The sequence below is a fragment of the Synechococcus sp. PCC 6717 genome (assembly GCF_022698185.1).
GTDB classification, from domain to species: Bacteria; Cyanobacteriota; Cyanobacteriia; order Thermosynechococcales; family Thermosynechococcaceae; genus Thermosynechococcus; species Thermosynechococcus lividus.
On the sequence record NZ_JAKLTV010000028.1, the window covers coordinates 30,069 to 50,932 of the forward strand.

The window sequence follows — 20,864 nt, forward strand, 5'->3', positions numbered from 1 at the left end:
GATACTACCGACTATGGCAACTAAATTTCCTAAGTTTAGCCAAGACCTCGCACAGGATCCGACCACACGCCGGATTTGGTATGCCATCGCTACGGCACATGACTTTGAAAGCCATGATGGTATGACCGAGGAAAATCTTTACCAAAAGATTTTTGCCTCCCACTTTGGGCATCTGGCCATTATCTTCCTGTGGGTGTCTGGTAGCCTATTCCACGTTGCGTGGCAAGGCAACTTTGAGCAGTGGATTCAAGATCCCCTGAACACCCGTCCCATCGCCCATGCGATCTGGGATCCCCAATTTGGCAAAGCAGCGGTTGATGCGTTTACCCAAGCGGGTGCGTCCAGCCCTGTGGATATTGCCTACTCCGGTGTGTATCACTGGTGGTACACCATCGGTATGCGCACCAACGGCGACCTCTACCAAGGCGCTATCTTCCTACTGGTGTTGGCCTCCTTGGCACTGTTTGCTGGTTGGCTGCACCTGCAACCCAAGTTCCGTCCTAGCCTCTCTTGGTTCAAAAATGCTGAATCGCGCTTGAACCACCACTTGGCGGGGCTGTTTGGGGTAAGCTCCTTGGCGTGGGCTGGCCACCTGATTCACGTTGCTATTCCCGAATCCCGGGGGCAGCATGTCGGCTGGGATAACTTCCTGAGCACCATGCCTCACCCAGCGGGGTTGGCACCCTTCTTTACCGGTAACTGGGGGGTATATGCCCAGAATCCCGATACCGCGAGCCATGTCTTTGGCACCTCGCAAGGAGCAGGTAGCGCAATTCTGACCTTCTTGGGTGGCTTCCATCCCCAAACCGAGTCTTTGTGGCTCACCGATATGGCGCATCACCATTTGGCGATCGCCGTCCTCTTCATTGTTGCCGGTCACATGTATCGAACCCAGTTCGGTATTGGCCACAGCATCAAAGAAATGATGGATGCCAAAGACTTCTTTGGAACGAAGGTAGAGGGGCCGTTTAACATGCCCCACCAAGGCATCTACGAAACCTACAACAACTCATTGCACTTCCAACTGGGGTGGCACTTGGCTTGTTTAGGGGTTATCACCTCCTTGGTGGCACAGCACATGTATTCTTTGCCGCCCTATGCCTTTATTGCCCAAGATCACACCACCATGGCGGCTCTTTATACCCATCACCAGTACATTGCTGGCTTCTTGATGGTGGGTGCCTTTGCCCATGGTGCCATCTTCCTCGTACGGGATTATGATCCGGTACAAAATAAAGGCAACGTGTTGGATCGGGTGTTGCAGCACAAAGAGGCGATTATTTCCCACCTTAGCTGGGTCTCCCTCTTCTTGGGTTTCCACACCTTAGGTCTGTACGTTCACAATGATGTCGTGGTGGCCTTTGGCACCCCTGAAAAGCAAATTCTTATTGAGCCAGTCTTTGCCCAGTTTATCCAAGCGGCGCACGGTAAATTGCTCTACGGTTTTGACACGCTGCTGTCGAATCCCGATAGTATTGCTGCAACTGCTTGGCCCAACTACGGTAACGTCTGGCTGCCCGGCTGGTTAGATGCCATCAACAGTGGCAACAACTCGCTCTTCTTAACCATTGGCCCCGGTGACTTCTTGGTTCACCACGCCATTGCCTTGGGGCTGCACACCACCACCCTGATTTTGGTGAAAGGTGCGCTGGATGCCCGTGGCTCCAAACTGATGCCCGATAAAAAAGACTTCGGCTATGCCTTCCCCTGCGATGGCCCTGGCCGGGGCGGTACCTGCGATATTTCTGCGTGGGATGCCTTCTATCTGGCGATGTTCTGGATGCTGAACACCATTGGCTGGGTCACCTTCTACTGGCACTGGAAACACCTTGGTGTCTGGGAAGGCAACGTGGCACAGTTCAATGAAAACTCGACCTACCTTATGGGTTGGCTGCGGGATTACCTCTGGTTGAACTCGTCTCAACTCATCAACGGTTACAATCCCTTTGGCACCAATAACCTCTCCGTGTGGGCATGGATGTTCCTGTTTGGTCACCTCGTGTGGGCCACTGGCTTCATGTTCCTGATTAGCTGGCGCGGTTACTGGCAAGAGTTGATTGAAACCTTGGTGTGGGCGCACGAGCGGACACCATTAGCGAACTTAGTGCGTTGGAAAGATAAGCCAGTGGCGCTTTCTATCGTGCAAGCTCGTTTGGTTGGCTTAGCTCACTTTAGCGTCGGGTATGTCTTGACCTACGCCGCCTTCCTGATTGCTTCAACCGCCTCGAAGTACGGTTGATCTAGCTAGGTTAGGTTAACGTCTACAAAATCCCCTGCTGCTCTGGTGGGGGATTTTTTATGAAAATTTCTTAAGATGCACTTAAATCTGGACAAATTGATTACCAAAAACAGAAACGGTGTAACGATACAAATCTAGGCTGCGGGATATTGGCAACAATCCAGAAGATGATCTGACGGAGCCGGAGAAAATTGCCGCCGCGATCGCCACCCATTTAGCCAATACCTTGCAAGAAATGGAGACACTGATAGAGGAGTTCGCCCCCAATGGAGGTCCGTCATGATTGCCAACCCTCAAGCTAGCGGTTTAACACCTGATGAATATCTGGCATGGGAAAGGGAGCAACCCATCAAACACGAATACATGGATGGGGAAGTCTATGCGATGACGGGTGGGACATTGCCCCACAATGACATTACCCTGAATCTTTATAGCCAATTACGACCACACCTACGGAAACGGGGCTGTCGCATTAATGTAGCAGATGTGACGGTACAGGTTAGCCAAAGAGGACCATATTTTTATCCCGATGTGGTGGTGAGTTGTGATGAGCGCGATCGCCGAGCCACAGAAGCTATCCAATATCCTAAGCTCATTGTTGAAGTTCTCTCGCCCAGCACGGCTGGTTTTGACCGGGGGGATAAGTTTAGGTTTTACCGCCGCATCTCTACTCTACAGGAATATGTGTTGATTGATGCCGAGAAAGTGGGGATAGACTGCTATCGCAAAACCAGTGGGGGCAAGTGGGAACTGACGGCCTATCCAGATGATGTAGCGGATGAGGAAAACCCCATTTTAGAACTGGTGAGTTTGGATTTTCAGTGTCCCTTGGCGTTGGTCTATGAAGAGGTGGAATTACCTGAGCCGTTGTCACAGATGGCATGAGTAATCAGAAAAGGATCAAATGCAATGAAAACTAGAGACAAAGTATTATTAGTACGGTGATAACTTTTACTAATTAGAGAAGCAAGCTAACAACCTTTACCGAAAATTGTTGAAATTTACAAAGCCGTACGCTTGTCGTTGAGTGCATCCCAGTTATGCAATGAGTTTGACATCCTCCCCCTCCTGAGCGCAGCGAAGGGAGGGGATTTCATCGTCGCCGATGAAGGTTTCTGCGTCAACGAGGTGACGTGCTCAACCTCTATCTCCAGAAGATGAGTAGCGGCCTCCTCTCCACCGGCGTAAGAGCCTGTGTGCCCCACAGTACGTCAACCTAGCTCCACAATGTTGATAGCTACGTTGGGGTCTCTGTCCAGCACAGTTCCGCACTGGCACAAATGCGTACGAGTGCTGAGGGATGTCTTGACCAAATGGCCGCAACACGAGGATGTCTGGGAGGTGTACTGAGGTGGGACAGCGACAGTTACCACCCCAAATACGGTCCCGAAATAGTCCAGCCACTGGCGGAATTGATACCACGCTGCATCAACAATCGACTTGGCTACCTGATGGGTCTTCACCACGTTTCTGATTTGCACGTCCTCATACGCCACGACAAAGCGCTCCGCGCCGCCAAAGGCGAACGTTACATCGGGTAGGGCTGGAAGCCCCGTACTTCAGTGCGGGGAGGAAAGCTCCTTTAGCAACTTCAGTTGTTTTAGGTTATAATTGTACTGCGGACACCAGAAACGGTTGTTCAAGGCACTGGTAACGGTCGATTGGGGGTGTTGTAAACCACCCCAGAGGCTCGCGGTTGGCTTGCTAACTGCAGGGCTACTAAAAGCTCCCTGCTTTAGCTGGGAGTAGTTTACAATGCTAATCAGGCCAAAGGAGGTGACGAGAATCAGTAGGCCAAACCGGGTTTCTTGATGGACAAAGGCAAGAAATTCTGCCTCATAAAGGCGAATGGCTAAGCTCCACTGGGCTTGGGAAATTGGGGCATAAAAGATCCACTGTCGTCGGCTTGAGCTCCAGTCCTGCATCCAGCGATGACCGGTTTGGCCAGCTACCATCGCCGCCCCTAGTTCTTTCAAATCTGACCGATTCTGTGCCTGGGCAACCTCAAAAACAGACTGTCCGATGTAGGTCTGATCGCCATGGAAAATAACCTGTCCCTGATGATCCAGCACAAAAAACTGCGCTTCTTGCAACCCCTCAATATCTATCTGCTCTTCAAGGCTCTCTAGGGCAACATCTACGGTGGCAACACCACGAATTTGGCCGTTGCGACGAAATGGTGCTGAGAAGGTGACCATGAGGGCATTGCCAGCCCCCTTATCAAAGTAGGGTTGACTCCAGCGGGCTTGACCTGTCCGTACAGCCTCGCTATACCACTGCCATTGGGGCTCGGTGTAGTCATAGACTTGCCCTGTGTCCACCTTGCGCAGTTGATTCCCCTGCTTAAACACGTAGGGGCAAAAGAGGCGTTTTTGGGGTGAAAAGCTGTAGGGGGCAAAGGCGATCGCCGACCCGTAGGTCAACGGATTCAGTTGTACGTTTTTTGTTAAGAACTGATAAAGCTCTGCCTCACTAGCCGTGGGAAGCACTTCAAGGGCATGAGCCGTTGTGCTGGCTAGCTCTGCTATCTGTCTCAAGTTGTCGTTAAACTGCGTCGCATACAGCACCACCAAATGCTGCTGCCATTCCTCGTAATCAAGGGTATTGCGGCGCACGATGCGGGAGCGAATGTACAAAAACAGCCCTGTATAGATCACCACAATGGGTAACAGCGTCCACAGCAAAAGTTTGTGGCGGAAGGATAATTGACCCACCATGGCGATCGCCCTCCAAGGATGCGGCGCAACTGAATGTCTCTATCCTAGGGTGAGACAGACTGCAGGGTGTTGCAAATGCCTACTGGTGAAAAAAGTCGAGGAGAATGCGCTGATGCATACTCCCCAGGGGGCGGGGTTCCCCAAGGGTGGTGGCAAAATGAACCCCCTGCACCACGGACGCATAGGGCACCAAATCCATCCCTTGGCCTTCCTGTAGATCAAGCGCATCGAGACCACAGGTTAGGGGGGCAACAAACACAGACCGTCGCGCATAGGGATCCACATAGTCCCCAAAAAACCTGCATTCAGGAAGGCGATAGCCAATTTCTTCATAGACTTCCCGCACCACTCCCATTTCAGGGGTTTCGCCGGCCTCTAAGTGACCGCCAAATAAGCCCCAGTGCCCGGGGTAAAGAATCGTTGCAACGTCATCGCGCAACTGCATGAGGACGCGATCGCCTTGGTAGAGAATAGCAAGGGAAACTTGGATCAGGGGTGATGCGGCCATACATCTGAGGTATTTGGTATCCAGAGACACCTTAACCCATGACTGACATTTGTAAAGTAAAATGGAAGCTATCTATCCCCTAGATGTATCAGACCGCGCAGCGTAATTTTCCCTAACCCCTACCATTGAGACCTGTTTGAGACCCATGCGCTGCCTAGGGACAATCCAAGAAACCACCGTTAAGTGCCCTATCGTTACTCCTCCTATAGCAATTGTTGTACGAACTCATCCCTTGCATAAGATTTTACAAACTGGTATATAGTGGCACACTCTTAAGATTGTCTTAATATTTTCTTGGGGGTTGTCGTATCGGTTTATTCGTTTTGTGGAGTTTGTTGTGTTATGTTTTATCGCTTAGCCGAGCAACATCGCCAGTTTATCCGAGATCTGGTCTTGAATTTGCAAGCCTTAGCCACTGCCCTTGAGCATCGTGGGTTCATGGCCTCGTGCTACACCTGTGGTGGCGAGCTGAACAGTGCCTCCTTCATGGTCAGTTTGGCCGACAACCACCTCATCCGCTTTTTAGTGTCGGACTATGGCATTACCTGGACAGAAATGCGCGATGATCGCGAACTCATGAAATTAGAGGGGGCAGATGCCATTAATCAACTGCAAGAATTAGCCAACCTCTTAAAACAATCCCCCATCGTAGCAGTCACGGCCTAGGCGCTGCCGGTTATTCCTAAGGCTGACCATTCCCTGAGCTAGCAACAACGCTGTAGTGCTAGGTTAGAAATACACCTTGGCCTCTGCGTTGATCCCACGCCATAATCCATGACCGAATTGTCTTTTAATTGGCAGCATCAGTACCTCTACGTTAACCAAGTTCGCCTGCATTACGTCACCCAAGGCACAGGTGATCTCGTCGTTTTGCTCCACGGTTTCCCGGAATTTTGGTACTCGTGGCGATTCCAAATTCCCGTTTTGGCGCGGCATTTCAAGGTGGTGGTGCCAGATTTGCGGGGCTATAACGACTCTGATAAACCGAGCCACGGCTATGATCTCGATACCCTCAGCCAAGATGTGGTTGCCCTCATTCAGGAACTGGGCTATGAGCGGGCGCATATTGTAGGCCACGACTGTGGCGGGCTGATTGCTTGGCATGTGGCGGCTCGCTTCCCCCAGATGGTGCAGCACTTAGCGGTACTGAATAGTCCCCATCCTTACCGCACGGGTCAAGAACTATGGCAACAGCTAGAGCAGTTTTGGCGCACTTGGCCACTGTTGGCCTGTCATATTCCTGGGGTGGCAGAATACTGGCTCGGCCAAAATTTACAGGGCTTTCTCCACGATCTGTTTCAGCGGTACTCCATTCGCAAGGCAGCTTTTTCCACAGAGACGCTGCAACTGTACCAAGCGGCTCTCGAAAAGGCGGGGGCGATCGCCGCTGTCCTCAAAAGTTATCGCCACCTATGCTCCCCCCAGCAATGGTGGCAGTTGTTGCAACAGCACAGAGAAGCCATTACTAGCCCCACCCTCGTCCTCTGGGGAGCCGATGATCCCCTTGCGCAACCAACCCTTGCAGACGGTATGGGACAGTGGATTCATGCCCCATGGCGACTCAAGTGGTTGCCGGAGTGTGGCCATTGGGCACAACAGGAAGTTCCCGGCCTCGTCAATCGTGAACTCCTCGCCTTTTTACGGGCATAAAAAATCCCTCCCCCACCTTGGGAGAGGGACGCCTGCGAAGGGTTCAGCCTAAGCTAACCACTCCAACACCGCTTCTTCTTTGGTATTAGTGCGGCGCTCAGGGGTTTCGCGGGTGAACTTCATGTGGATAGCACGGTTTTGCTCGCCATCTGCTGCCACCGCCAAAATTGGGAAGTCAATTAACCCATCTTGGAACGACATCTGGAAGCGGAAGGTGCCATCGGGGTTCAGCTTAATGGGACGACCGCCAATGGTAACGGTGGCATCCGGCTCAGTGGCACCATAGACAATGAGTTCTGCGTCTGCCACTAACCAGAACTTGCGGGGACGGATCGGTGCTGCCGAGGCTGAGAAGCCTACCCCTGACATTGTCAGGCCAGAAACAGTGGGGACTGCCCACAACCCCACGCCCGAGGGGAACACGTAGGAGCTAATGGCCATTTCTGGCAATTGCGAGATAGAACTGGGAACTTGGTGCATAGAACCAAAGAGAGACCCGGCGACCCGTTGTGCCTCTGCCCCTTCCGCCATGGCAAAGATGCCTTCGTAAATGGGGTTGGGTTCTGCGGTACCCGCTAGGGGTGCCCCTAGATCAAAGAGGGTCTTGCCCCGCAAATCCATGTCCCAATCCACGGTAATGAACTGATCCCACACCCAATCGGAGGGATAGGTCGGCGGGATATGAACCGGGGCAGAGCGTGCCAACACTAACCAGCGCCCATCGGGGCAACGATAGCCAATTTCGACAACATAGTCGCGATCGCTGACGGGGATAGGTAAGTACCACTCTCGCGCCAATTCATCGCAGGGATACTCTTGAACACTGTGGGGAATTTGACTGTCGAGGTTGATATTGGTGGCATCGTACAGGCGCAGAGCCAGTTGCTGCCCGCCTTGGCGGCGCAGATCTTCACGGTGCTCGTTAGGCACATCCCAGTAGGCATAAGCCCACTGCGGATCCCGGGGCATCAGGACTATGCGGCTTTCGCCGTAGCCGCCGGGTAAATCCCCCAGCCCTTCATCCACTGTGGCTAAAAGAACCTCATCTTGAGCAGGACCGAGATCGAATTTTGCTGCTTCCACTTTTTCTTGCGACTCCAATTTAGAGGGGACAGGTTGTACCGGAATCGTAGTTGTTCCGTTGGCTTCTGCCTGTTTTTCACGGATGGCAGCGAGGAGTTGATCTTTACGCATACGGCTATAGCGGGACACTTGCAGTTCACTGGCGACTCGCCGCAACTGCCGCAACGTCATTTCTTCTAAGGGGGGGCGATCTTTCGGCATAGGTGCCTCCTAAGTAGTGTTGATAGACCTTGCTATCCCTTGCCCTTCATATTTGGCAAAAAAAATCCGCGCCGTCAAGGCAATAAAACGTAATATTGACCAACCGATACGTAATTCCCCGAAATTCGGGGATCGTATGTCATGAATCTATGACATTTATAGCGACTGGGGATCACACGCGTTTCATTCCTGCAGCAGCAGGGATGTCGTTGGGGTACGGGGACAAAGAGTATAGTAAGAACTAAGCCGTACCCGCGTGGGTCTATTTCGTTGCTGTGATGGGTTCAACCATGACAATTGCCTCTAGCCGCTCCCTCGCCGATCTGTGCCGCGCCGACTTCCCGATTTTGGCGCAGCGGGTTCACGATCGCCCCTTAATTTACTTTGACAATGCCGCCACCTCCCAAAAGCCTCTGGCGGTCTTAAATGCTCTTGAGACCTACTATCGCTGCTACAACGCCAATGTTCACCGTGGGGTGCACACCCTCAGCGCCCAAGCCACAACGGCCTACGAAGGGGCGCGGGAAACGGTTGCTCGCTTTATCAATGCCTCTAGTGCTGCCGAGGTTATCTACACTCGCAATGCCAGCGAAGCCATTAACTTGGTTGCCCGTAGTTGGGGGATGACAACGCTGGAGGCGGGGGATGAGATCATCCTCTCGGTGATGGAGCACCACAGTAATTTAATTCCATGGCAGTTTGTGGCACAGCAGACGGGTGCTTGCCTTAAATTTGTGGAGCTGACCCCAGAGCAGACCTTTGATCTGGCGCATTATGAAGAGTTGCTCAGCGATCGCACCCGTTTGGTGGCGGTGGCTCATGTCTCGAATACCTTGGGCTGCCTCAACCCCATTCCGGACATTGTCCGCCTTGCCCATGCCAAGGGAGCGCGGGTACTGGTGGATGCCTGCCAAAGTGTGCCCCACCTGCCCATCGATGTGCAGCAGTTGGGCTGTGATTGGCTGGTGGCCTCTGGTCATAAAATGTGCGCCCCTACCGGGATCGGTTTTCTGTGGGGGCGGGCGGAGTTATTGCGGCAGATGCCCCCATTCCTCGGTGGCGGTGAAATGATTGCCGATGTTTTTCTTGACCATGCCACCTACGCCGATATTCCCCACAAGTTTGAAGCGGGTMCCCCCGCCATTGCCGAGGCGATCGCCCTCGGGGCAGCTATTGACTACTTAAACCAATGGGGGATGGAGCGCATCCACGCCTACGAGCAAGAGCTAACAGCGTATCTGTTTGAGCGATTGCAGACCCTACCCAATGTCACCCTCTACGGCCCAACCGCTGGCGAGCGAGCAGCCTTGGCCAGCTTTACGGTGGCCCAGGTTCATCCCCACGATCTCTCGACGATTTTGGATCAAGCGGGGATTGCTATCCGGGCGGGGCACCACTGCACCCAGCCGCTACACCGCTATCTAGGTGTGCAATCGACGGCACGAGCCAGCCTGTACTTCTACAACACCCGCGAGGAAATTGATCAGTTTATTGTGGCGCTTGGCGAAGCCATTGACTTCTTTGGGGAGGTTTTTGCCTAGGGGGTTAAGCGCAGGAGTTCCTTGGCCTGAGCCTCAAAGCCGGCACTGCTGAGGGCACGGTAGGCGCGGTCTGCATCTTCAACCCGGAACTGTGCCCCCAAGCGCACGTACTGATGGTGGCGGCCATCGGTCACCTTCACGACCACAGGTACCTTCGGGAGATCTCCCCCCTGTTGCTTAAGTACCTCCGCCAGACGATTCTGTGCCTGAATGTCATTGGCTTTTTCAACCGGCAACTGTACGATGACCAGTTTCACCTCTTCCAGCGGTTCGGCATCTTCAATGACGAGTTGGAGGCGCTCATCCCGCTGATCCACGGTGCCCCACACCAGTAAGCGGTGATCCACACGCAAGTGCTCGTGAATCCGTTCGTAGGCTTTGGGAAAGATAACTGCCTCTGCTTGGCCGGTGAGGTCTTCTAGCTGGGCGATCGCCATGCGATCTCCTTTTTTCGTTGTGATCGGCTTTAACTCAGTAATTAAGACAATGGCACTAATCGTGCTATCGGCACTGGCGTGCTCTAAATCCCCCAAACTAACGGGGGCAACCATGGCCGCAGACCGATGTACATCCTTGAGGGGATGGTTCGAGACGTAAAAGCCAAGGAGTTYTTTTTCCTGCCGTAATTTCTCGGATTCGGGCAAATCTGGCACGGGCGGAGCCGTAGGAGCCGGATCATAGCTGCCCGTGGGTTCAGTGCTCGTGCTGCCCCCCAGCAGATCAAAGAGGTTGACCTGGCCAATCGCCCGATCTTTGGCTCGCCCTTGCGCCCACTCCAGCACCAACGGCAGATCCGCAAGGAGTTGGTTGCGGTTCCGTTGCGGATGCAACTCATCCATGGCACCACAGTTAATCAATGCCTCGATGGCACGACGGTTGAGGACACGGCTATCGACGCGATCGCAAAAATCCCCAAGGCTTTGAAACGCACCGCCGCGCTCTCGCGCTGTCAGGATGGCTTCGATGGCTCCCTGCCCCACATTGCGTACCGCCGATAAGCCAAAGAGAATTTTTTCGCCCACTGGGGTAAAGTCAATTCTGGAACGATTGACATCTGGGGGCAGTACCTCAATCCCCATACTCAAGCACGTGGCAATGTAGCGCTGCACCTTATCTTGATCGCCACTCGTGGAGGTGAGCAGCGCCGCCATGTACTCTACGGGAAAATGAGCTTTGAGAAAAGCCGTTTGGTAGGTGACGTAGCCGTAGGCGGTGGAGTGGGACTTATTGAAACAGTTGGCAGCAACCACCCCGTTGGCCAGCAAGAAGTTATGATCTCCGGCCAAACCAATATCGTAAACTGCCTCCCAGCCAATCACCCGTCGGCCAATAATTTTCATAGGTTTGCCCGCTCCAATAACCGCTGCTCTCTATTCTAGGCATGGCACCGCGGGCAGATCGGGCAGGCGCAGATCCCGCAAGGGCTGACCCGCTAGGCAACAGTAATAGGCCGTGAACCAATCAGGGGTTTGCACCCCCACACTGGCCAATGCCGCCACCGTCGGAAACGGCCACAGCCGATCAAAAATGACCCCCTGCTGCCAGCTAAATTGCAGAAAGTAACAACCGACCGGGGCATTGAGGGCGCTCAGTAATCGCCGCGCGAGACCATAGAGCTGTTGCCGGTCACGATCCGCGGTATGAATTGGTMCCTGCCACTGCCCTGCCACCAGACCCAACACCTCGCCAAAGAGCGTTCCCTTAGCCGTTTGGGCAAGGGGTAACTGATAGGTGCCGCCCTCAGCCACCCGAATCCCCCACTGCGCCACCTGAGCACGCAACGCTCCCACTTCCTGACACTGCTGCCACACTGGTAAGGCTAACGGTGCCATAAACGTGAGGCTATAGTCTAGCTGTTCTAGCGAGGGAGTGTAGGTGTTAGGGGCACTCAGCACGCCCACCTCAATTACGGCTGCCGGATGGGCTTGTCTCAGGAGCGGTACCACCTGATCCACCGTCTGCTCGTAGGACAGCTCGTGTTCGCTAGGCTGTGCGCTACACCAAATGCAAATTCTTTTGGCATTCGTCTGATGCATCATGGGCTGTCTCCAGTGTTTAGATGAAAACGTCAGTATCCTTCACCACAGACCCCAATGCAACCTTTTTAGGTGCCAAGAAGCAAGCCTGTTGTCGTCTAGTATAGTTGTGTGACATCGAAAGTAGAACAGCGTATTGGTTTGCAACAAACTTGAGTGCTGAGGTATTGAGTGATGAAGACATTGGGAGCATTTATCGCCAACGCTGGCGGGTTGAGTGAATGTTTTKATTTGCAAAAATGCATCTAAAGCCAAACCAAATGCTATTAAAACATGATCGAGGAGCGCTGTTTCAAGCCTTCATAACCTTGATTGTGTATTTAATCTTAGTGTTGTTAGACAGTCCGAAGATATATCCACAGCAACTACTAAATAAATTGAGATATACGCTCATTGTGACACGAGAGGAACAGAACGTGTACCGTTGGGGCAGGCGGTACCTGATAGGGGCTTCACTGCAGTAGAAATATTAAATTTTGTGCAGAATTTAACACCTGTGGTAGGTATCAATGAATTGATGATGACAACTGACACACATGTAATTTTGCTTACCTCCTCTCTTACCATTCTTACAGATATGAGTAGATTGGCATTCTGGGCATTGTATGAGAACTCATCCTAATTTCTCCCTTTATGATGCAACGCCGTATTTTGGGGCTAGGGTAACGATATTTTGCGGCGGGTAACATTCTGTATCGAAATTAGCTGTAATTTTTTAAGCGTAGCAATCGCTTTACAATAAAGGTATGAACTAAGAAAGATCATGCTTTCTCAGACGCTCATTCACACTTATTAACAATAATTCTTCTGCGGGGGATAAACGTTCGTTCCTAGCTGCCTATAGTCTTTAGTTTCAACAGAAATACTAGGGCTTTTGATCATTTCTCAAACTGCTTTTGAGGAATTGAGGCAGGTAACATACGTCTCCGGCGGGGGAAGGCGGGGGTTACTATGCTGTATTCTATACTTTGGACGGCAGTCGTTTGCCGTGAGCTTTGTGGTGGCTTTATTAGCTGGGTTACAGATGTTCTGCATACCAATGGCATCTAGTCAGAACTCTGCGTCGGGAACCCTTAGCGTTGGAGCCGTAGTCATCAATAGTTGTAATATAAACCACTCGGTGGTGGCGGGATTACAGCGATCGCCCAATAATGATCGCCGTCTTGAGTGTTGGCACTCTAGCAATCGCCAAAATAACGCAGTCAAACCGGAGGTTCACTTAATCAATGAAGGTGAGGGGCAACATCGAGTACTGGTGGTTTACTAATTGACCCAGCGGGTTAGGGAAACGTTTTTGCTGAAACGTCCCTCTATAATGCCAAGATACTGAATATTTCTAAGGTTCAAGGGATGAGGTAGCGGAACGTGTTGTTGTCTCAGCATAGTGACCTGTGGCGGCGGGGGGCAGTGCTCGTTGCGGTTACCGCTTCAACGCTATTGGCGACAGCGTCTTTACAGGCGCAAACTCTACAGGGCGATCGCCTCAATTTGAACGGGCGCGATTATCCTGTGGCCTGGAGTCAGTGGACGAACGATCAAAATCAACAGATCACCGGCATTAGCGATGGCGCCCTTGCCAATCGGTTTGGCCTACTCCTAGGTGATACCAGTGATCCGTGGCAGCAGCCCGTGGCTTGGTTTCAAGAGCAATTTAGCCCCTTGGCCGTTCGCTTTAGCCCAAATGGGATGTACCGCTACCTAGACATCACCCCACTGATCCAGCAGCACCAGTGGCAAGTGCAGCCTCAGGGTACAACGCTGCGGATTACTACGCCCCCCAGTCGCATCCTTAGTTGGCGGCAGGGTCGGCAACCCTGGGGCGATCGCTGGGTCTTTGAGCTAGATCGACCAACCCCTTGGCAGGTTAATCGCCTCACCGTTAGTCGCACGGGCACCACCCCCCGGGATCTCAGCTTAACCATTGAAGCCAGCGGTCAGTTGGCCGCTATTGCGGGGGTAAAAATTACAGCGGCAGCCAATCGAACCGTATTGGAAACCCAAATCGGTGGGACGACTCGGCCAGTGGCCTCCATGCTGTTGAACCCACCGCGCCTCGTGATCGATTTCCGCAATGATGCCCCCCCAGCCCGCACAATTCAGTGGGCACCCGGCCTTCGCTGGCAGGAGCAGACCGTCAATTTGGGGGCACGCCAGTTTCCCGTCAGCCTGTTAGTCATGACCCCCCAAACGCCCGGACTGCGAATCCGCCCGCTGTGGATGAATTCAGCCACCGTAGTGGGGCTGGCAACCCTACCAGAACTGGCACAACGCTGGCAAGCTGCGGCTGCCATTAATGCAGGGTTTTTTAATCGCGATCGCCAAGCTCCCCTTGGCGCCATTCGCAGTGAGAACCAATGGATCTCAGGCCCCATTCTCAACCGTGGCGCCATTGGTTGGAATGACACGGGTCAGATCGTCGTTGGTCGTCTGAGCCTGCGGCAAACCGTTACGACGCCGAGCGGTGCACTGCCCATCGTCACCGTTAACTCTGGCTATGTTCAGGCGGGTCTTGCCCTTTATACCCCGGCGTGGGGGGCAAGCTACACCCCCAAAACAGGGACTGAAACAGTGATTACGGTTCGCAATGAACAAGTCATCAGCCAACGTCCCGCCAGCAGCAACCAGCCCCAAGCCGTAGCAATTCCCCGGGATGGTTACCTACTGGTTGCACGCAACTTTGACTCTGCCCTCGGTAACTTTCCCCCAGGAGCTGCCCTCCAAATTAATACGAGTGCTGTGCCCGCTAGCTTCGATGGCTTTGCCAATATTATGGGTGCCGGACCACTCCTTGTTGAGCAGGGACGAGTGGTTCTCAATGCAGCCCTTGAGCAATTTGGTGCCGGTCTAGATGCCCAAGCCGCCCCCCGCAGTGCCATGGGGAATCGCAGTGATGGCAGTATTGTTTTGGTAACCACCCATAACCGTGTGGGTGGCCCGGGCCCCACCCTAGGGGAATGGGCACAGGTGGTACAGCAATTAGGCTTAGTGAATGCGGTGAACCTCGATGGCGGTAGCTCAAGCGCCCTTTACCTAGGGGGTGTATTGGTGGATCGGCACTCAGTGACAACCACCCGCGTGAATAATGCTATTGGTGTGTTTTGGCAACCTACACCTTGACCCCCTCGGACTCTATCGGGATGACAGGATTTGAACCTGCGACCCTCTGCTCCCAAAGCAGATGCGCTACCAAGCTGCGCTACATCCCGCAACTACCTACCCTAGCTTAGCATTGAACCCACGCAACTCATCGTTGTCTATGGAGAGCTTTAAAAATTTCTGGAACAAGACCTGCCCCTATCCAATCCCGTCTGCGGTATGATAACGGAAGTCTTGCTATCCCAGTGTATGTGTTAGGAGAGTTCGCAATGACAACGGCTACTGCAACGACCGTACTGGACTACACCAGTGACAGCTATAAAGATGCCTATAGCCGCATCAATGCCATTGTCATTGAAGGGGAGCGGGAGGCTCACGATAACTATCTTCAACTGGGTGAACTGCTACCACAGCACACGGACGAGCTGGTGCGTTTAGCAAAAATGGAAGCCCGCCACAAAAAAGGCTTTGAAGCCTGTGGTCGCAACCTGAGTGTTACGCCAAACATGGAGTTTGCCCAAGCATTCTTTGCGCAGCTACACGGTAACTTCCAAGCGGCAGCGGCTGAGGGCAAAATTGCAACGTGCCTGTTAATTCAAGCCCTGATTATTGAATGTTTTGCGATCGCCGCCTACAACATCTACATCCCCATGGCTGACCCCTTTGCCCGCAAAATTACGGAGGGGGTTGTGAAGGACGAATACACCCACCTCAACTTTGGCGAAGTGTGGCTCAAAGCTAATTTTGCCACGGTGAAAGCAGAACTAGAGCAGGCCAACCGCGACAACTTACCCATTGTGTGGAAAATGCTCAACGCGGTGGAGGCGGATGCCAAGGTGTTAGGCATGGAAAAAGATGCCCTCGTCGAAGATTTCATGATTCAGTACAGTGGTGCCCTAGAAAATATCGGCTTTACCACCCGCGAAATTATGAAAATGTCTGTTTATGGCCTGACTGCGGCATAATGGTGGCTTAATATACTGTTACGTTTAGTCACCCTATATGTTTGGATTAATTGGTCATCTGACGAATCTTGAGCATGCTCAGGCGGTTGCCCATCAGTTAGGCTATCCCGAATACGCTGATCAAGGTCTTGAGTTTTGGTGCATGGCACCACCGCAGATCGTCGATGACATCACGGTGACCAGTATAACGGGGAAAACAATTTACGGTAAATACGTGGAGTCGTGCTTTTTGCCAGAAATGCTGGCTCATCAGCGGGTCAAGGCAGCGACCCGCAAAATTATCAATGCGATGGCTCACGCTCAGAAGCACAACATTGACATTACTGCCTTGGGTGGCTTTTCCTCAATCATTTTTGAAAATTTCGACCTCGAGAAAATGTCCCATGTGCGGAACATTGAACTCGATTTTCGTCGGTTTACAACAGGGAATACCCACACCGCCTACATCATCTGTCAGCAAATTGAACAGGCGGCTCCGCAGGTGGGGATTGATCTCAAGAATGCTACCGTGGCTGTGTGTGGTGCCACGGGGGATATTGGTAGTGCGGTGTGCCGCTGGTTAAACACGCAGTTAGATGTTCACGATCTGTTGCTGGTGGCTCGCAACCGCGATCGCCTTGAGGAACTACAAGCGGAACTGGGTCGGGGGAAAATTCTTGAGTTGATGGAAGCGCTTCCCCTCGCGGATATTGTGGTGTGGGTGGCGAGTATGCCCAAGGGGGTAGACCTCGCACCAGAGCAACTCAAGATACCTTCCTTAATGATTGATGGCGGTTACCCCAAAAACATGGGCAGTAAAATTCAGCACCCTGACATTCATGTGTTGAATGGCGGCATTGTTGAGCACGCCCTTGATATTGACTGGAAGATTATGGAAATCGTCAACATGAATGTGCCCTCACGGCAGATGTTTGCCTGTTTTGCGGAGGCTATGATCCTAGAGTTTGAAGGCTGGCACACCAATTTTTCTTGGGGGCGCAACCAAATTACCGTTGAGAAAATGAAACAGATTGGAGTGGTGTCTCGCAAACATGGTTTTCAGCCGCTGTTATTCAATATGAATTAGTTCAGTCAATCACTATTACAACTCACGTTTTAAGGAATTGAACGATCTATGGCAAATGAACGCCGCACGCTCCTACTGGAATTTGAAAAACCTCTTGTCGAGCTAGAGGCACAAATCCAGCAGGTACGAGATAAGTCTTCGGAGTTTGGCGTGGATGTCTCGGAGCAAATCCGCGATCTCGAAGAGCGCGCCAAGCACTTGCGCCACGAAATCTTTAGTAAGTTGACTCCGGCGCAAACCCTGCAAGTGGCACGGCATCCCCGCCGCCCCAGTACGCTGGACTATATTCAGGCCATTAGTGATGAGTGGTTTGAACTCCATGGCGATCGCCGTGGCAGTGATGACCCTGCCTTGGTGGGGGGGGTGGGTCGCCTTAATGGTCAACCTGTTGTGATGCTGGGGCAGCAAAAAGGCCGCGACACCAAAGATAATGTGGCGCGCAACTTTGGTATGGCCTCGCCTGGCGGCTATCGCAAAGCCCTGCGGCTGATGGAGCACGCCAACCGTTTTCAAATGCCGATTCTCACCTTCATTGATACCCCTGCGGCATGGGCGGGGGTGGAGGCCGAAAAGTTTGGTCAAGGAGAAGCCATTGCCTATAACCTTCGCGAAATGTTCCGTCTTGAGGTGCCGATTCTGTGTACGGTGATTGGTGAAGGCGGATCGGGCGGTGCCCTAGCGATTGGCGTGGGCGATCGCCTGCTAATGTTTGAGCACGCCGTTTATAGTGTGGCACCACCGGAAGCCTGTGCCGCCATTCTCTGGCGCGATGCCCAAAAAGCACCCCAAGCCGCAGAAGCCCTGAAAATTACCGCCCGTGACCTACTGAAATTAGGCATCATTGACGAAATTGTTCCGGAGCCGGTCGGGGCAGCCCATAGCAACCCCGTGGAAGCAGCCGAGAACCTAAAAGCTGCTCTGCTGCGTAACTTAGCGGATGTTCAAGCCCTCAGTAGCAGTGAGCGGCGCGAGCTACGCTATCAAAAATTTCGCCGCATGGGGGTCTTCAGTCAAGCAGTATGACCCAACAGGTTCTCATTACCGGAGCCAGTAGTGGCATCGGGGCAGCGACGGCCATTGCCTTTGCCAAAGCAGGGTTTAACGTAGTGCTCTTGGGGCGATCGCCGGCCAAGCTAGCGACTGTTCATGCCCAAGTAGTGGCCTGTGGCGTCAATGCCAGCAGCCATACCCTTGACTTTGCTGACCCACTGCCTGTGCGATCGCGCCTTGAAGAAATTTTAGCTGCCGTCGGTGAGGTGCACTGCCTCATCAACAATGCTGGCATCGCGCAAACGGTGCCGTTGATTGCGCAGCCCCTAGCGGACTGGCAAACCATGCTCAATGTTAACCTCACCAGTGCCTTACTGTGTGCCCAAGCAGTTCTTCCCCAGATGCGATCGCGGCAGTGCGGTACGATAGTAAACGTGGTGTCGATCGCTGGAAAACAAGTCTTTCCGGATTGGGGGGCTTACTGCGCTTCTAAGTTTGCTTTAATGGGGCTGACCAAATCCTTAGCGTGTGAAGAACGCTCCCACGGCATTCGTGTCACCGCTATTTGCCCAGGCGCCGTTGATACGCCCATTTGGGAACAGGTAGAGGGAACCTTTGACCGCAGCGGTATGCTTACGCCCGACATCATTGCTGACACTATTTTGACTACTGTTTTACTCCCCCAAAACGCCTTCGTTGAAGAGCTAGTGATGATGCCCCTTGGCGGAACCCTCTAAGCTCATCCTTACCTTGCACCTGAATCTTCCCTAGTTTTATGACGAGTTCTTCTTCTAACCGCCTAACTATGTCTGAATCGATCGCCAACGGTAAAGTGACCACTCCCACTGTCCTGCCTGACCGGAATACCCACCAAGGGAAAGAAGCCATTCTCCACCCCCCCCAGGCTGAAGCGGCCAAGGAGGAAATGATGGCAGCGGTGCGCAGCATTTTGCTGAATGTGGGTGAAGACCCAGAACGGGAGGGTCTGCTGAAAACGCCAAAGCGAGTGGCAGAGGCCATGCAATTCCTCACCAGTGGCTACAGCCAATCCTTAGACACCTTGGTCAATGGGGCAATTTTTGACGAAGGCCACGATGAAATGGTCTTGGTACGGGACATTAACTTTTTCAGCCTGTGTGAGCATCATATGCTGCCGTTTATTGGCAAGGCTCACGTGGCCTATATTCCTAACCAGCGGGTGATTGGCCTGAGTAAATTAGCCCGCATTGTCGAAATGTATGCACGCCGATTGCAGGTGCAGGAGCGGTTGACGCGGCAGGTGGCCGAAGCCATTGAAACCGTACTTGATCCTAAAGGGGTGGCAGTCGTGATGGAGGCAAGCCATATGTGCATGGTGATGCGCGGGGTGCAAAAACCCGGCTCTTGGACGGTGACAAGCTCAATGCTAGGGGTGTTCCGTGATGATCAAAAAACGCGGGAGGAGTTCCTTAACTTGATTCGCCACCAGCCCAATTTTTAGCTTGCTGTCCCCAGCAGTTTCATTCAACGGAGCTGGCTTTGGGATTCATTGGAGGTGCCATTGATTTGCGCCGCCACGATTAAAGACTACGCCTATGGCTTGGGCGTTCATCGCGTGGGCATTGTTGATCTACGCACCTACTGCGATGATCATCCGTCAGGAACAGCGGCACTCCGGCGCTGGTTAGCTCAGGGGTATCACGCAGATATGGCGTGGATGAGTGCCCCCCACCGCCAAAACCTGCAAGCGGTATTGCCCGGCGCTCAGTCGGTGATTGCTGTTGCCCTCAATTACTTTCCGGGGGCTTCTCCGCCTCAGGGCGATCGCCCGGGAAAGATTGCCCGCTATGCTTGGGGGCGAGATTACCACAAGGTTTTAGGAAAACGCCTCAAGGCGTTGGGACAGTGGCTTAAGGAGCAGGTTCCCGACGTTTCCTACCGCTGGTATGTCGATACTGGGCCTGTGCAGGATAAAGTATGGGCGCAGCAGGCGGGAATTGGCTGGATCGGCAAGCACAGTAATGTCATTTCTCGCCAGTATGGCTCGTGGATCGCCTTAGGCGAGTTGATTACAACCCTAGCCCTCGAGGGCGATCGCCCCCACCTAAATCACTGCGGCACCTGTACCCGCTGCCTAGAGGCGTGCCCGACAGGCGCCATTGTTGAACCCTACGTCGTGGATGCCAACTACTGCATTGCCTACCACACCATTGAAAACCGCCAACCGGAACTCCCCCCAGCGATTGTCCCTAAATTGGAGGGATGGGTCGCCGGCTGTGACATTTGCCAAGAGGTGTGCCCCTGGAACCAGCGCTTTGCCCAACCAACTGATATTGAGGACTTTGCGGCGCGATCGCCCCTCCTCGATACCAGCCTAGAGCAACTGGCCACCCTCTCCGACGCAGACTGGGATCACCTCACCCGTGGCTCTGCCCTACGGCGGATCAAGCCGGCGCAGTGGCGACGCAATGCCCAAGCTCTTCTGGCTAATGCCCAAAGGAAGAGACCCTAGCATCCCTATTAAAGTCAACTAACGTAGCAATCACGGCTACCCCAGATGGTGGTTCGCTCTTTGCGGATGACGCTGACATCTGTGGCCGGGTCGCTAGAGGTAGGGGTTGGGCTGGCAAACCCTTGAGCGGTTAGCTGTTTTTGCTCGAGAATGGCTTGCAACCGGGAACGCATATCTAGAGTCCTCAAAACATCTATACCCTTAGGATGCCAAGGACGGCAATAACTGCCAGTGATTGTGCCCTGCTCTCAAGGTGATTTTATCGACAGCAGTGGGTTGCT

Annotated in this window: 21 protein-coding genes and 1 tRNA gene; 13 read left to right on the forward strand and 9 right to left on the reverse strand. The window is 53.1% G+C overall.

Annotation, left to right across the window (positions count from 1 at the left end):
• Positions 1-13 precede the first annotated feature (13 nt).
• Positions 14-2,239 carry a photosystem I core protein PsaB gene (psaB, locus tag L5470_RS10790; protein ID WP_099798907.1) on the forward strand — a complete coding sequence of 742 codons (2,226 nt, stop codon included), beginning with the start codon at positions 14-16 and terminating at the stop codon, positions 2,237-2,239.
• Between the two features lie 279 nt (positions 2,240-2,518).
• Entirely contained in the window at positions 2,519-3,124 is a 606-nt protein-coding gene (locus L5470_RS10795) for a Uma2 family endonuclease (RefSeq protein WP_499499967.1), read from the forward strand.
• A gap of 326 nt (positions 3,125-3,450) precedes the next feature.
• On the opposite strand, the gene L5470_RS10800 is transcribed toward L5470_RS10795, so the two are convergent.
• The 3 genes from L5470_RS10800 to L5470_RS10810 form a co-directional block, all read right to left on the reverse strand.
• On the reverse strand, positions 3,451-3,735 hold the full coding sequence (locus L5470_RS10800; RefSeq protein ID WP_099798909.1) for an RNA-guided endonuclease InsQ/TnpB family protein: 285 nt from the start codon (positions 3,733-3,735) through the stop codon (positions 3,451-3,453).
• Between the two features lie 63 nt (positions 3,736-3,798).
• Positions 3,799-4,956: a PDC sensor domain-containing protein gene (locus L5470_RS10805; RefSeq protein ID WP_499499970.1), complete on the reverse strand. Its 1,158-nt coding sequence runs from the start codon at positions 4,954-4,956 to the stop codon at positions 3,799-3,801.
• 79 nt (positions 4,957-5,035) lie between these two features.
• Positions 5,036-5,464, reverse strand: coding sequence for an NUDIX hydrolase (locus L5470_RS10810; protein WP_499499972.1), 429 nt, complete (start codon positions 5,462-5,464; stop codon positions 5,036-5,038).
• A gap of 342 nt (positions 5,465-5,806) precedes the next feature.
• On the opposite strand from L5470_RS10810, the gene L5470_RS10815 reads away from it, so the two are divergent.
• On the forward strand, positions 5,807-6,130 hold the full coding sequence (locus L5470_RS10815; RefSeq protein ID WP_448525189.1) for a DUF1815 family protein: 324 nt from the start codon (positions 5,807-5,809) through the stop codon (positions 6,128-6,130).
• A 108-nt stretch (positions 6,131-6,238) separates the two neighbouring features.
• Positions 6,239-7,114, forward strand: coding sequence for an alpha/beta fold hydrolase (locus L5470_RS10820; RefSeq protein WP_499499974.1), 876 nt, complete (start codon positions 6,239-6,241; stop codon positions 7,112-7,114).
• A 48-nt stretch (positions 7,115-7,162) separates the two neighbouring features.
• Here L5470_RS10820 and L5470_RS10825 read toward each other — a convergent pair whose 3' ends face one another.
• Positions 7,163-8,398 carry a DUF4912 domain-containing protein gene (locus tag L5470_RS10825; RefSeq protein ID WP_499499976.1) on the reverse strand — a complete coding sequence of 412 codons (1,236 nt, stop codon included), beginning with the start codon at positions 8,396-8,398 and terminating at the stop codon, positions 7,163-7,165.
• Positions 8,399-8,688: 290 nt separating this feature from the next.
• Between L5470_RS10825 and L5470_RS10830 the strand changes: the two genes are divergently transcribed.
• Entirely contained in the window at positions 8,689-9,939 is a 1,251-nt protein-coding gene (locus tag L5470_RS10830) for a SufS family cysteine desulfurase (protein WP_499499979.1), read from the forward strand.
• Here the strand turns inward: L5470_RS10830 and L5470_RS10835 are convergent.
• The 3 genes from L5470_RS10835 to L5470_RS10845 all read right to left on the reverse strand — a co-directional run bounded on the left by L5470_RS10835 (position 9,936) and on the right by L5470_RS10845 (position 12,582).
• The gene (locus L5470_RS10835; protein WP_499499981.1) at positions 9,936-11,279 is read right to left on the reverse strand and encodes a helix-hairpin-helix domain-containing protein; all 1,344 of its coding nucleotides are present in this window, start codon (positions 11,277-11,279) and stop codon (positions 9,936-9,938) included. The two genes, L5470_RS10830 and L5470_RS10835, sit on opposite strands and share 4 nt — an antisense overlap.
• A 30-nt stretch (positions 11,280-11,309) precedes the next feature.
• Positions 11,310-11,978 carry a hypothetical protein gene (locus L5470_RS10840; protein WP_499499983.1) on the reverse strand — a complete coding sequence of 223 codons (669 nt, stop codon included), beginning with the start codon at positions 11,976-11,978 and terminating at the stop codon, positions 11,310-11,312.
• 484 nt (positions 11,979-12,462) lie between these two features.
• Entirely contained in the window at positions 12,463-12,582 is a 120-nt protein-coding gene (locus tag L5470_RS10845; protein ID WP_499500023.1) for an IS1/IS1595 family N-terminal zinc-binding domain-containing protein, read from the reverse strand.
• A 432-nt stretch (positions 12,583-13,014) separates the two neighbouring features.
• On the opposite strand from L5470_RS10845, the gene L5470_RS10850 reads away from it, so the two are divergent.
• Positions 13,015-13,242 carry a hypothetical protein gene (locus L5470_RS10850; protein WP_499499985.1) on the forward strand — a complete coding sequence of 76 codons (228 nt, stop codon included), beginning with the start codon at positions 13,015-13,017 and terminating at the stop codon, positions 13,240-13,242.
• 104 nt (positions 13,243-13,346) lie between these two features.
• A complete protein-coding gene (locus L5470_RS10855; RefSeq protein WP_499499987.1) occupies positions 13,347-15,092 on the forward strand; it encodes a phosphodiester glycosidase family protein in 1,746 nt (581 codons plus the stop codon).
• Positions 15,093-15,107: 15 nt separating this feature from the next.
• Here the strand turns inward: L5470_RS10855 and L5470_RS10860 are convergent.
• Positions 15,108-15,181: transfer RNA gene (locus tag L5470_RS10860), tRNA-Pro, on the reverse strand.
• Between the two features lie 159 nt (positions 15,182-15,340).
• On the opposite strand from L5470_RS10860, the gene L5470_RS10865 reads away from it, so the two are divergent.
• From L5470_RS10865 to queG, 6 genes are all read left to right on the forward strand, one after another.
• On the forward strand, positions 15,341-16,036 hold the full coding sequence (locus L5470_RS10865) for an aldehyde oxygenase (deformylating) (RefSeq protein WP_099797552.1): 696 nt from the start codon (positions 15,341-15,343) through the stop codon (positions 16,034-16,036).
• A gap of 37 nt (positions 16,037-16,073) precedes the next feature.
• Positions 16,074-17,102, forward strand: a complete 1,029-nt coding sequence (locus L5470_RS10870) for a long-chain acyl-[acyl-carrier-protein] reductase (RefSeq protein WP_099797553.1) — start codon at positions 16,074-16,076, stop codon at positions 17,100-17,102.
• 48 nt (positions 17,103-17,150) lie between these two features.
• The gene (locus L5470_RS10875) at positions 17,151-18,125 is read left to right on the forward strand and encodes an acetyl-CoA carboxylase carboxyltransferase subunit alpha (protein ID WP_099797554.1); all 975 of its coding nucleotides are present in this window, start codon (positions 17,151-17,153) and stop codon (positions 18,123-18,125) included.
• Positions 18,122-18,829, forward strand: coding sequence for an SDR family oxidoreductase (locus tag L5470_RS10880; protein WP_448515275.1), 708 nt, complete (start codon positions 18,122-18,124; stop codon positions 18,827-18,829). The genes L5470_RS10875 and L5470_RS10880 overlap by 4 nt, the downstream gene beginning before the upstream one ends.
• Before the next feature lie 68 nt (positions 18,830-18,897).
• On the forward strand, positions 18,898-19,572 hold the full coding sequence (gene folE, locus L5470_RS10885) for a GTP cyclohydrolase I FolE (protein ID WP_499499989.1): 675 nt from the start codon (positions 18,898-18,900) through the stop codon (positions 19,570-19,572).
• Positions 19,573-19,626: 54 nt separating this feature from the next.
• Positions 19,627-20,583 (forward strand): tRNA epoxyqueuosine(34) reductase QueG, encoded by a 957-nt coding sequence (gene queG / locus L5470_RS10890; protein ID WP_499499991.1) that lies wholly within the window; start codon positions 19,627-19,629, stop codon positions 20,581-20,583.
• A gap of 14 nt (positions 20,584-20,597) precedes the next feature.
• On the opposite strand, the gene L5470_RS10895 is transcribed toward queG, so the two are convergent.
• Entirely contained in the window at positions 20,598-20,756 is a 159-nt protein-coding gene (locus L5470_RS10895; RefSeq protein WP_499499993.1) for a hypothetical protein, read from the reverse strand.
• Between the last annotated feature and the right edge of the window lie 108 nt (positions 20,757-20,864).